General features: G+C 64.2%; 10 protein-coding genes. 5 read left to right on the forward strand and 5 right to left on the reverse strand.

The annotated features are described in order from the left end of the window. Positions 1-37: 37 nt before the first annotated feature. Positions 38-1,843, reverse strand: a complete 1,806-nt coding sequence (gene oadA / locus FAZ11_RS19385; RefSeq protein WP_058766983.1) for a sodium-extruding oxaloacetate decarboxylase subunit alpha — start codon at positions 1,841-1,843, stop codon at positions 38-40. Positions 1,844-1,856: 13 nt separating this feature from the next. After that, on the reverse strand, positions 1,857-3,272 hold the full coding sequence (locus FAZ11_RS19390; protein WP_058773857.1) for an acetyl-CoA carboxylase biotin carboxylase subunit: 1,416 nt from the start codon (positions 3,270-3,272) through the stop codon (positions 1,857-1,859). A gap of 136 nt (positions 3,273-3,408) precedes the next feature. On the opposite strand from FAZ11_RS19390, the gene FAZ11_RS19395 reads away from it, so the two are divergent. Continuing rightward, positions 3,409-4,383 carry a LysR family transcriptional regulator gene (locus FAZ11_RS19395; RefSeq protein ID WP_058773881.1) on the forward strand — a complete coding sequence of 325 codons (975 nt, stop codon included), beginning with the start codon at positions 3,409-3,411 and terminating at the stop codon, positions 4,381-4,383. Here FAZ11_RS19395 and FAZ11_RS25055 read toward each other — a convergent pair. Next, complete coding sequence (locus FAZ11_RS25055) at positions 4,313-4,534, reverse strand: PA3496 family putative envelope integrity protein (RefSeq protein ID WP_074529009.1); 222 nt, start codon at positions 4,532-4,534, stop codon at positions 4,313-4,315. The genes FAZ11_RS19395 and FAZ11_RS25055 overlap by 71 nt on opposite strands. Before the next feature lie 74 nt (positions 4,535-4,608). After that, positions 4,609-5,478: a transcriptional regulator HexR gene (hexR, locus tag FAZ11_RS19405; protein WP_058761386.1), complete on the reverse strand. Its 870-nt coding sequence runs from the start codon at positions 5,476-5,478 to the stop codon at positions 4,609-4,611. A 344-nt stretch (positions 5,479-5,822) separates the two neighbouring features. Here hexR and FAZ11_RS19410 point away from each other — a divergent pair, with 344 nt between their 5' ends. The 3 genes from FAZ11_RS19410 (at position 5,823) to FAZ11_RS19420 (ending at position 9,093) form a co-directional block, all read left to right on the forward strand. Continuing rightward, complete coding sequence (locus tag FAZ11_RS19410) at positions 5,823-6,341, forward strand: Hcp family type VI secretion system effector (RefSeq protein ID WP_058761385.1); 519 nt, start codon at positions 5,823-5,825, stop codon at positions 6,339-6,341. Positions 6,342-6,496: 155 nt separating this feature from the next. Beyond that, positions 6,497-8,662, forward strand: a complete 2,166-nt coding sequence (gene uvrD / locus FAZ11_RS19415; RefSeq protein WP_058773858.1) for a DNA helicase II — start codon at positions 6,497-6,499, stop codon at positions 8,660-8,662. Between the two features lie 2 nt (positions 8,663-8,664). Beyond that, complete coding sequence (locus tag FAZ11_RS19420) at positions 8,665-9,093, forward strand: EamA family transporter (RefSeq protein WP_058761383.1); 429 nt, start codon at positions 8,665-8,667, stop codon at positions 9,091-9,093. Positions 9,094-9,274: 181 nt separating this feature from the next. On the opposite strand, the gene FAZ11_RS19425 is transcribed toward FAZ11_RS19420, so the two are convergent. Continuing rightward, positions 9,275-11,035 (reverse strand): cation:proton antiporter, encoded by a 1,761-nt coding sequence (locus FAZ11_RS19425; protein WP_058761382.1) that lies wholly within the window; start codon positions 11,033-11,035, stop codon positions 9,275-9,277. A 270-nt stretch (positions 11,036-11,305) separates the two neighbouring features. On the opposite strand from FAZ11_RS19425, the gene FAZ11_RS19430 reads away from it, so the two are divergent. Then, the gene (locus tag FAZ11_RS19430) at positions 11,306-12,166 is read left to right on the forward strand and encodes a Tim44 domain-containing protein (protein WP_058773859.1); all 861 of its coding nucleotides are present in this window, start codon (positions 11,306-11,308) and stop codon (positions 12,164-12,166) included. Positions 12,167-12,189 lie beyond the last annotated feature (23 nt).

Here is a 12,189-nt window from a genome sequence, read left to right on the forward strand (position 1 = left end):
AAGGGGCCCGTAGGCCCCAAGGGAAATCGAAGTGATCTCAGCCTTCGATTTCAATCAAGACTTCACCCGGATTGACCCGGTCGCCCTTGGCCACCCGCACCGCGGTGACGGTGCCGGCGATGGGCGCCTGGATCTCGGTTTCCATCTTCATGGCTTCGGTGACCAGCACGCCCTGGCCGGCCTTGACCTGGTCGCCTTCCTTCACCAGCACCTCGACGATATTGCCCGGCATGGTGGTGCTGACGTCGCCCGGACGATCCGCCTGGCGACGGCGCTGGCCGCCCTCGGCAACGAAATCGCCACTGGCTTCGAACACCACCTCTTCCGGCACCCCGTCGATGGACAAATAGAAGTGCCGCTTGCCCTCGGTCTTCAGGCCGATGCCAGTGATGTCCACCTGGTAGGTCTCGCCATGCACGTCGACACTGAAGGCGGTCGGCACGCCCTGGCCACCCACTGCCGCCACGCCATCCGCACTGGGGATGGGCAGCAAGGCTTCCGGCACCAGGGTGCCGGCGGCGCGTTCCTCGAGGAACTTGCGGCCGATGTCGGGGAACATGGCGAAGGTCAGGACATCCTCTTCGCTCTGGGCCAGGTCGCCGATCTCCGCCCGCAGGCGCGCCAGTTCCGGGCTGAGCAGATCGGCGGGACGGACGTCGATGACCTCTTCCTGGCCGATGGCCTGCTTGCGCAGCTGCTCGCAGATCTCGCCCGGCGCCTTGCCATAGCGGCCCTGCAGGTAGAGCTTCACTTCGTTGGTGATGGTCTTGTAGCGCTCGCCGGCCAGCACGTTGAAGAAGGCCTGGGTGCCGACGATCTGCGAGGTCGGGGTCACCAGGGGTGGATACCCCAGGTCCTTGCGTACCCGCGGAATCTCTTCCAGCACCTCGTTCATGCGATTGAGGGCGCCCTGCTCGCGCAACTGGTTGGCCAGGTTGGAGATCATGCCGCCCGGCACCTGGTTGACCTGTACCCGGGTGTCGACGCCGGTGAATTCGCTCTCGAACTGGTGGTACTTCTTGCGCACCGCATGGAAGTACAGACCGATCTCCTGCAGCAGCTCCAGGTCCAGGCCGGTGTCGTAGGGGGTATCGCGCAGCGCGGCGACCATGGATTCGGTGCCCGGATGGCTGGTCCCCCAGGCCATGCTGGAGATCGCCGTCTCGATGCGGTCGGCGCCGTTCTCCACCGCCTTGAGCTGGCACATGGAAGCCACGCCGGCGGTGTCGTGGGAATGCACCACCACGTCCAGCGTCAGGGCCTCCTTGAGCGCCTTGACCAGATCGCCGGTGGCATAGGGCGTGAGCAGGCCGGCCATGTCCTTGATGGCGATGGAATCCACCCCCAGATCGGCCATGCGCCGCGCCTGGTCGACGAAGGCCGCCACGGTGTGCACCGGGCTGGTGGTGTAGCAGAGGGTACCCTGGGCGTGCTTGCCGGTGGCCTTGACCGCGCGGATGGCGGTTTCCAGGTTACGCACATCGTTCATGGCGTCGAAGATGCGGAAGACGTCGGTGCCGTTGGCCGCGGCGCGCTCGACGAAGGCCTCGACCACGTCGTCGCTGTAGTGGCGGTAGCCCAAGAGGTTCTGGCCACGCAGGAGCATCTGCAGCCGGGTGTTGGGCAAAGCCTTGCGCAGCTGGCGCAGACGCTCCCAGGGATCTTCCTTGAGGAAGCGCACGCAGGCGTCGAAGGTGGCGCCGCCCCAGACTTCCAGCGACCAGTAGCCGACCTGGTCGAGCTTGGCGCAGATCGGCAGCATGTCTTCGGTGCGCATGCGGGTCGCCAACAGCGATTGGTGGGCGTCGCGCAGGATGGTGTCGGTGATCTGGATGGTTTTCATTGTTCTGTCGTCCTTACAAACCGGCATGGGCGGCGATGGCGGCGGCGATGGCGATGGCCAGGTGCGTCGGGTTGCGCTTGATCGAGTACTGGGTCAGCTCCGGGTGGCTTTCCACGAAGCTGGTGTTGAAGCGCCCGCTGCGGAATTCGGGATCGCGCAGGATGGCCTCGTAATAGGGCGCGGTGGTCTTCACCCCCTGCACGCGCATGTCGTCCAGGGCGCGCAGCCCACGATCCATGGCCTCTTCCCAGGTCAGTGCCCAGACGATCAGCTTCAGGCACATGGAGTCGTAGTAGGGCGGGATGACGTAGCCGGTGTAGATGGCCGTGTCGGTGCGTACCCCCGGGCCACCCGGCGCGTAGTAGCGGGTGATCTTGCCGAAGCTCGGCAGGAAGTTGTTCTTCGGGTCCTCGGCGTTGATGCGGAACTGCAGGGCGAAGCCGCGGTGCTGGACGTCTTCCTGGGCGAAGGACAGCGGCAGGCCGGAGGCGATGCGGATCTGCTCGCGGACGATGTCGATGCCGGTGATTTCTTCGGTGATGGTGTGCTCCACCTGCACCCGGGTGTTCATCTCCATGAAATACACCTCGCCCTCGGCGAGCAGGAATTCCACGGTACCGGCGTTCTCGTAGCCCACTGCCTTGGCCGCGCGTACGGACAGGTCGCCGATATAGGCGCGCTGTTCGGGGGTGAGCTGCGGGCTGGGGGCGATCTCGATCAGCTTCTGGTTACGCCGCTGGATGGAGCAGTCGCGCTCGAATAGGTGCACGGTGTTGCCATGGCTGTCGGCGAGGATCTGCGCCTCGATGTGCTTGGGATTGACGATGCACTTCTCGAGGAACACCTCCGCCGAACCGAAGGCCTTGGTCGCCTCGGAAATCACCCGCGGATAGGCCTGCTCCAGCTCTTCGCGCGAGTTGCAGCGGCGGATACCCCGCCCGCCGCCGCCGGAGGTGGCCTTGAGCATCACCGGATAGCCGATGCGGTCGCCTTCGCGCAGGGCTTCGGCGACATCCGCCACGTTACCTTCGGTGCCGGGCGTGCAGGGCACCCCGGCGGCGATCATGCTGCGGCGCGCCTCGGTCTTGTCACCCATGCGCCGAATCACCTCGGCGGACGGCCCGATGAAGCGAATGCCGCGCTGGGCGCAGATCTCCGCCAGTTCGGCGTTTTCGGAGAGGAAGCCGTAGCCGGGATGCAGCGCATCGCAACCGGTCTCCACCGCCAGGTTCACCAGCTTGCGCGGGTTGAGATAGCCCTCGAGCGGATCGCTACCGATGCCGTGGGCTTCGTCGGCACGTTTCACGTGGAGCGCTTGGCGATCGGCATCGGAATAGACCGCCACCGAGCGAATGCCCATCTCGGCACAGGCCCGGACGATACGGACCGCGATCTCGCCCCGGTTGGCGATGAGTATCTTCTTGATCACACCTGGCTCCTTATTCACGGCTTGTTGCAGCCTGCTTTTATTGCCGTGTCTCGACGCTACGCCAGGGTCTCTCTTATGGAAAATAAATAATTATTGGATACTACATAAGCTCTCACTTATGGATGGCGCCAAGCATATGCGTAAACCCTTGATGCGGCTCACCTTTCGCCAATTGCAGGTGTTCGAAGCCGTGTGCGAGGCACGTTCCTACAGTCGTGCGGCCGACATCATGGCGCTGACTCAACCCGCCGTGAGCCTGCAGGTGCGTCAGCTCGAAGAGGTGGTGGGCGCGCCGCTGTTCAATTACCTCAATCGCACCCTTTATCTCACCGAAGCCGGTGAGGCCTTGCGCCAGACCGGTCGCGATCTGTTCGCGCGGCTAGGCAGTCTGGACATGCAGCTGTCCAATCTGCGCGGCGCCCTGCACGGGCAGTTGCGCCTGGGTGTGGAAAGCAGCGCCCAGTACCTGGCGCCACATCTGTTCAGCCAGTTCCGCAGCAGCCATCCCCAGGTCAACCTGGCGCTGACCGTGGGCAACCACGTCAGGGTGCTGCGGCGGCTGACGGAAAATCGCGAGGACGTGGCCCTGATGTCGGTGGTAACGAGCGGTTCGGATATGGAGTTCCTGCCACTGCTGGACAATGCCATCGTCGCCGTGGCGCGCCCTGGTCATGCTCTGGCGGGCCGCAAGGGACTGACCCTACGCGAGCTGACGGCCTATCCCCTGCTGATCCGCGAACCCGGCTCCGGCACACGCCAGGCCTGCGAGGACTACCTCAAGCAGAAGCGCGCGCACTTCGCCGAGCAGCTGGAGATCGGTGCCTTCGAGGCGCAACGCGAAGCCGTCCGCGCCGGCCTGGGCCTGGCCCTGCTGCCGCGCCAGGCCATTCGCAGCGATCTCGTCGCCGGCAGCCTGATCGAGCTGGATGTCGCCGAGCTGCCGCTGCGGCGCTCCTGGTGCGTGGTCCACCCGCGCGGCAAGCCGCTCTCACCGGTGGCCCAGGCCTTCGTCGACTACCTGCGCAGCCAGCGCAGCCTGATCAATGCGTTAGGTATCGCCCTGGAACCTGCTGCAAGCGCTGCGCCTGGCGCTCATCCAGCAGCTGATTGAGAAACAGCGATTCATCGAGCTCGACCGCGAGCCGCTGCTCTTCGGCGCGAGCCTCGATGGCACGGCGAAACTTCATCCGCCGTTGATCCTGTAGCTTTCTGCGAGCCTTGCTGTCGAGACGAGCGTTGCATTCCTGGACGAGAGCGGTCATGCCTATTCCTCCGGGCTGGGATCGGAATGGGCAGCTTCCCCCTAACAGGTGACCGTTTGGCGACAGTAAGACGACTATTGGGTGTCGCTGTGCTTGGTCGACTTCGACGACAGGCGCAGGCTGCGCAAGCTGCGCTTCACGCTCTTGAGGTGCTCGACCAGCGCCGGCCCGCGTGACATGGCCACGCCCATGGCCAGCACATCGATCACCACCAGGTGGGCGATGCGCGAGGTCAGGGGCACATAGATGTCGGTGTCCTCGTGCACATCGATGGCGATGTTCACCGTGGACAGATCGGCCAGCGGCGTCTGCCCCGGGCAGATGGTGATCAGGGCAGCGCCGTTGTCGCGCACCAGATTGGCGGTGATCAACAGGTCCTTGGAGCGCCCCGACTGGGAAATGCAGATGGCCGCATCGGACGGTGTCAGGGTCGCCGCCGACATGGCCTGCATGTGTGGATCGGAATAGGCGGTGGCGCTGAGCTGCAGGCGGAAGAACTTGTGCTGGGCGTCGTTGGCCACCGAGCCCGAGGCGCCGAAGCCGTAGAACATCACCCGCTGGGCCTTGGCGATCGCCTCGATGGCCTGCTCCAGGGCGCGCATGTCCAGCCGCTCGCGGACGTCCATCAGCGTATGCAGGGTGGTGTCGAAGATCTTCAGGCTGAAGTCTTCCACCGCATCGTTCTCATGGATGGCGAACTGGCCAAAACTGGCCCCCGCCGCCAGGCTCTGCGCCAGGCGCAGCTTGAGATCCTGGAAACCATCGCAGCCGATGGCCCGGCAGAAGCGCACGATGGTGGGCTCGCTCACGCCGACATTGTGGGCGAGATCGGCCATGGAGCTGTGCATGACCGCGGCCGGATCCACCATGACCTGCTCGGCGACCTTGAGCTCCGACTTGCGCAGCAGGTGGCGGGATTGAGCAATGTGTTGCATGAGGTTCACAGGCGTATCTCGTCTAGCGGGCAGATGTAGTGCGTCATACTTATACTACATAACCGTAGGCAAGGCTCTTGGTCATTACGATTCAGCACGCCCCCTCTCGCATCGAAAACGGCGCTCCGGTAGTCGTCTGGACAACTGACTACCGCGCACCAGACAGCTTTTCTCCCCTTGCGCGCAAGCTTCTGCGCAACTCTTTGAGCAGTCGCGCACAGTGGGCCGGAAAACGCCATCCCGTAAATGTCTAGTAAATTGATTTAAAAGGAATTTTTAGAATCTGGCACAAGCCTTGTCTTGGTATTGCTCACCTGGGCCATGAAGCCCATCAACCAGGCAAGGAGAGCACCATGCCAACACCCGCGTATCTATCCCTCGAAGGCACCAAGCAAGGTCTGATCACCGCCGGCACCTTCACCGAAGACTCGGTCGGCAACATCTTCCAGGAAGGCCACGAAGACCAGATTCTGGTCCAGGCCTTCAACCACCAAGTGATCATTCCCCGCGATCCCCAGTCCGGCCAGCCCACCGGTCAGCGCGTGCACAAGCCGCTGATGATCACCAAGGTCTTCGACAAGGCTTCGCCGCTGATCTTCAACGCCCTCACCTCCGGCGAGCGCCTGGGCAAATGCCGTCTGGAGTGGTACCGCACCTCGGCCACCGGCACCCAGGAACACTACTTCACCATCGAACTGGAAGACGCCATCATCGTCGACGTCCAATCGCGCATGCCGAACTGCCAGGACCCGACCATGGCGCATTTCACCCACCTGGAAGACGTCTACTTCACCTACCGCAAGATCGTCTGGACCCACGAAGTCTCCGGCACCTCCGGCTCCGACGACTGGCGTTCACCGATCGCCGCCTGATGGCAGGCCCGCATGGGCCTGCTCCGTCCTATGCCTCGCCTCCGGCCAGCCTGTCTGGCCGGAGGTCCCTCTGCTCTTACGGCACCCCTGAAACCGCCCTCGCCTCCCATCCGTCTGGTTTGGCGCTCCTCTGGCCGCATCGGTAGAATGCGGCGATGAACGACGACATCTCCCTGCTGCTCAATTCCCTCAACGATGCCCAGCGCCAGGCCGTGGCCGCGCCCCTGGGTCGTCAACTGGTCTTGGCCGGTGCCGGCTCGGGCAAGACCCGGGTGCTGGTGCACCGCATTGCCTGGCTGATCCAGGTCGAGCGCGCCTCGCCGCACTCCATCCTCTCGGTGACCTTCACCAACAAGGCCGCTGCCGAGATGCGCCACCGCATCGAGCAATTGCTGGGCATGAGTCCGCAGGGCATGTGGGTCGGCACCTTCCACGGCCTGGCCCATCGCCTGCTGCGTGCCCATTGGCAGGAAGCGGGTCTGGCGCAGAACTTCCAGATCCTCGACAGCGACGACCAGCAGCGCATCGTCAAGCGGGTGATCCGCGAGCTGGGCCTCGACGAGCAGCGCTGGCCAGCACGCCAGGCACAGTGGTTCATCAACGGCCAGAAGGATGAGGGCCTGCGGCCGCAGCATATCCAGGCGGCCGGCGACCTGTTCCTCGGCACCATGCGCAGCATCTACGAAGCCTACGAGGCGGCCTGCGCCCGTGCCGGAGTGATCGACTTCTCCGAGCTGCTGCTGCGCGCCCTGGACCTCTGGCGCAACAACCCGGATCTGCTGGCGCACTACCAGCGGCGCTTCCAGCACCTGCTGGTGGACGAATTCCAGGACACCAACGCCGTCCAGTACGCCTGGCTCAAGCACCTCGCCCAGAATGGCGCCAGCCTCATGGTGGTGGGCGACGACGACCAGTCCATCTATGGCTGGCGCGGCGCCAAGATCGAGAACATCCAGCAATTCAACGAGGATTTCTCGGCGGAGATCATCCGTCTGGAGCAGAACTACCGCTCCACCGACACCATCCTCAAGGCTGCCAACGGCCTGATCGCCCACAACTTCGGTCGCCTCGGCAAGGAGCTGTGGACCGACACCGGCGAAGGCGACGCCATCACCCTCTATGCCGGCTTCAACGAGCACGACGAGGCGCGCTACATCGTCGAGACCATCGAGAGCGAGTTCAAGAAGGGCACCCGGCGCAGCGAGATGGCTATCCTCTACCGCTCCAATGCCCAGTCACGGGTGCTGGAAGAGGCGCTGCTGCGAGAGAAGATTCCCTATCGCATCTACGGCGGCCTGAGATTCTTCGAGCGCGCCGAGATCAAGAACGCCATGGCCTATCTGCGGTTGATCCAGCATCGCCATGACGATGCCGCCCTGGAACGGGTGATCAACGTGCCGCCGCGCGGCATCGGCGAGAAGACCGTAGAGGCGCTGCGCAGCGCCGCGCGTGCCCAGAACACCTCGCTGTGGCAGGCCCTGCACGACCTGGTCGGCGCCCGCGCCGTGTCGGGTCGCGCCGCCTCGGCGCTCAATGCCTTCGTCGAACTGGTCGACACCCTGGCACTCAAGGCCGAGGACCTGTCCCTGCACAACCTGGTGCAGCAGATCATCGAGCAGACCGGCCTGGTCACCTTCCACAAGGAAGAAAAGGGCGAGAAAGGCCAGGCCCGGGTGGAGAACCTGGAAGAACTGGTCAGTGCCGCGCGTTCCTTCGATTTCAGCGGCGACGAGGAGATGACGCCCCTGGCGGCCTTCCTCGACCATGCGGCCCTGGAATCCGGCGATACCCAGGCCGACAGCCACGAAGACAGCGTCCAGTTGATGACCCTGCACAGCGCCAAGGGCCTGGAATTCCCCCTGGTGTTCCTCGCCGGCATGGAAGAGGGCCTGTTCCCACACAAGATGAGCCTGGAACCCGGTCGTCTCGAAGAAGAGCGCCGCCTGGCCTATGTGGGCATCACCCGCGCCATGCGCCGGCTGGTGATGAGCTATGCGGAAACCCGCAGGCTTTATGGCAGCGAAACCTACAACAAGGTCTCGCGCTTCGTCCGCGAGGTGCCGGACGGCCTGATCCAGGAGGTGCGGCTGTCCAATGCGGTCAAGCAGCCCTTCGCCGGTAACCGCCCCAACCCCTTCGCCCAGGCACCGGTCCCGGAAACGACCTTCAACCTCGGCCAGCCGGTGCGCCATGCCCTGTTCGGTGAAGGCATCATCCTCAATTACGAAGGCTCCGGTGCCCATGCGCGGGTGCAGGTGAACTTCACCTCCGAAGGCAGCAAGTGGCTGATGGTGAGCTACGCCAAGCTCGAGCCGCTCTAGCCATGACCTCGTCCTGGCTGTTCTGGGCGCTACTGGCGGCGGCCTTCGCCGCCCTCACCGCCATCTTCGGCAAGCTGGGTGTGGAACACGTCAATGCTGACTTCGCCACCCTGCTGCGTACCCTGGTGGTCGTCGTGGTGCTGGCGGCCATCGTCGCGGCCACCGGCCAGGCACAACCCCTGGCCAGCATCGGCGGCCGTACCTACCTGTTCCTGCTGCTGTCGGGTGTAGCCACTGGCCTGTCCTGGCTTTGCTACTACCGCGCGCTCAAGCTGGGCCCGGCCTCGCTGGTGGCACCGGTGGACAAGTTGAGCGTGGTGCTGGTGGCGATCTTCGGCGTGGCGCTGCTCGGCGAGCGTCTGGACCTGCGCCAGTGGTGCGGCATCGCGGCTATCGGCGGCGGCGTCTTGCTACTGGCCTGGCGACCTTGAAAGGGCGCAGGAAACGGGCCTGACCACCGGTGGGAGATTGCCGGACGGCAGAAGGCGGCCAAGCCCATTTCCTGCATTGCGCAATCCCTTGCCATCGGTACGCTCATTCAAACGACCGACTTAGAGCGATTCTGCCCCCTCGATCCCCGGGCGGCAATGCCCAAGGGCAGGAAAATGTGGCCTAGTGCTGTCCGCCCTTGTCCTGTTCCAGGGTCTCGATGAAGGCGATCTGCAGCCGCGAATGCACGCGGATGAACCAGCGCCACAGCACCGCGATCACCCCCACCGCCACCACGGCGATCAGCAGCAGCAACTCGCCGCGCGGCAGGATATTGCTGCTCAGGGCGGCGAGCAGCACCAGGATGCCGGCCAGCGACAGCAACGGGATCAATTCGCTGACCAGGCGCCGTACCGGCTGGGTGTAGCGCCCGGCCTGGTTCTGCCGCACGCTGAGTTCGGCCATCAGCATGGCCAGCGCCTTGAGCTTGCGGTAGGCGGCGATCAGGCAAGGCAACGACAGCAGCAGCGCCCCGCCCCAGATGCAGGCCTTCTGCAGGTCCGCATCCTGGATCCAGGCGCTGAGCCACCCCGCCAGGCCATTGGCGAAATAGGCACCGCCCAGAAAGATGGCGATGACCAAGGACAGGTTGATACCCACCTGCAACAGGATGCGCCTCATCATCCCGGCCAGCACCGCCTTCTCGCCTTGCGGCTGGATGCTGCGCAACCATTCGCCATAGATGCCCAGCACCCGCTGCACCGGCTGCGGTAGCCAACCGCCGATCCAGACGGCCAAGGGATCGGCGGCCTTGATCAAATAGGGCGTGAGCAGGGTCGTGATCGCCGACACGGCCACCGCTACTGGATAGAGGAAGTGGCTGGTGACGCCCAGGGTGATCCCCAGAGTGGCGATGATGAAGGAGAACTCGCCGATCTGCGCCAGGCCCATGCCTACGCGTAGCGAGGTACGGCCATCGTTGCCGGCGATCAGGGTCCCCAGGCTGCAAGCGAGGATCTTGCCCAGCACCACGGCCACGCTGATCACCGTGATCGGCCAGGCGTACTCGATCAGCACCTTGGGATCGAGCAAGAGCCCGATGGCGACGAAGAAGATGGCGCTGAACATGTCACGCAACGGCTCCACCAGCTTCTCGATCTTCAGCAACTGGCGCGACTCGGCCATGATGGCGCCGATCAGGAAGGCGCCCAGCACCACGCTGTATTCCAGCTTGGCCACCAGCAGGCAGAAGCCGAAGCACAGCCCCAGCACCGTGATCAACAGCATCTCGTTGCTATCGAATTTAGCCACATAGGCCAGCAGTCGCGGCACCAGCAGGATGCCGATCACCAGCGCCACGATCATGAACAGGCTCAGCTTGCCCAGGGTCGCGGCCACCGCGCCCGGCTCCACCGAACCGCTCACCGCCAGGCCTGACAGCAGGGCGATGATGCCGATGCCAAGGATGTCCTCGACGATCAGCACCCCGAAGATCTGCTGGGCGAAGCGCTCGTGCTTCATCTTCAGCTCGTTGAGCGCCTTGACGATGATGGTGGTCGAAGAGATGGCCAGGATGGCGCCGAGGAACAACGAATCCATGTGCGACCAGCCGAACCACTGGCCCACCTGATAGCCCAGCCAGAGCATCAGGCTGATTTCCAGGAAGGCGGCGATGAAGGCCGTGGCACCTACCCGGAACAGCTTGCGCAGGGAGAACTCCAGGCCGAGGCTGAACATCAGGAAGATCACCCCCACCTCGGCGAGGGTCTTGATGCTTTCTTCGTCGTGGATGAGACCGAAGGGCGGGGTGTGGGGTCCGATGATGAAGCCGGCGAGGATATAGCCGAGGACCACGGGCTGCTTGAAGCGGTGGAAGAGGATGGTCACCACGCCAGCCACCAGCATGATGACCGCCATGTCCTGGATGAAAGCTAGAGCATGCATCGGCCGGCCCTCCTTTGACGGGCCGGGCATTCTCCCGACACCTGCGCTGACTGGAATCCAAGACTAGCACCTGCAACCTCTTGTGACGGACCCTGCAAAAACCTGTAATAGATTGATGCGCCTAGAGATTTTTCCTTCGCCCGCGAAGCTGGCTGAACGCAGCGTTGAAACACTGACAGGGCAAAATACCGAAACAATTCACGCTGGCTGTACTTGACCGGGCAGCGCAAGATGTATCCAACACCAGACTCTTCACTGAGAGAACACCACATGCAACGCCTGATGAGCTTCTTCATGATCCTCTGCCTGGGCCTCACGCTCAGCCTGGATGCCAATGCCAAACGCATGGGCGCCGGCAAGTCCGCTGGCGCCGCGCCCATCCACCAGACCCGCCAGGCTGCGCCGACCCAGCAGCCGGGCATGGCCGCGCCCGCCGCCGGTGCCGGAGCGGCTGCCGCTGCCCGCCCCGCCAGTGGTGCCTCCCGTTGGCTCGGCCCGCTGGCCGGCATCGCCGCTGGCGGTCTGCTGGCCTCCATGTTCATGGGTGACGGCTTCGAAGGCTTCCAGTTCTTCGACTTCCTGATCCTGGCGCTCATCGCCTTCGTCATCTTCCGCCTGCTCGCCCGCCGCAAGCAGCAGGCCGGTCCGCAACCCGCTGTCGCCGGTCATGCACCCATGCAGCGCGAGATGCCGAACCAGCCCACTAACGGCGGTCTGTTCGGTAGCGCCGCCGCCGGTGCCGCACCGGTGATCAACGCCCCGAGCTGGTTCAATGCCGAGCGTTTCGTGGCCGCCGGTCGCGAGCACTTCATGAGCCTGCAGCAGCACTGGGACGCCAACGAGATGGACAAGATCGCCGAGTTCGTCACCCCGCAGATGCTGCAATGGCTGCGCGATGAGCGTGCCGCGCTGGGCGAAGGCTTCCAGTCCACCTATATCGAGAACCTGAATGCCACCCTGGACGGGGTCGAGGACCTGCAGGGCAAGACCATCGCCACCATCACCTTCAACGGTGTGTCCAAGGAATCGCGCTTCGACCAGGGCCAGCCGTTCAGCGAAAGCTGGCGCATGGAGCGCATGGCGGGCGAGAACCAGCCCTGGCTGCTGGCCGGTATCCGTCAGAACGCCTGACGCTACTGCCTCAGCGAAAGCCC

Source organism: Pseudomonas rhizoryzae, assembly GCF_005250615.1.
In the GTDB taxonomy this organism is placed as follows: domain Bacteria; phylum Pseudomonadota; class Gammaproteobacteria; order Pseudomonadales; family Pseudomonadaceae; genus Chryseomonas; species Chryseomonas rhizoryzae.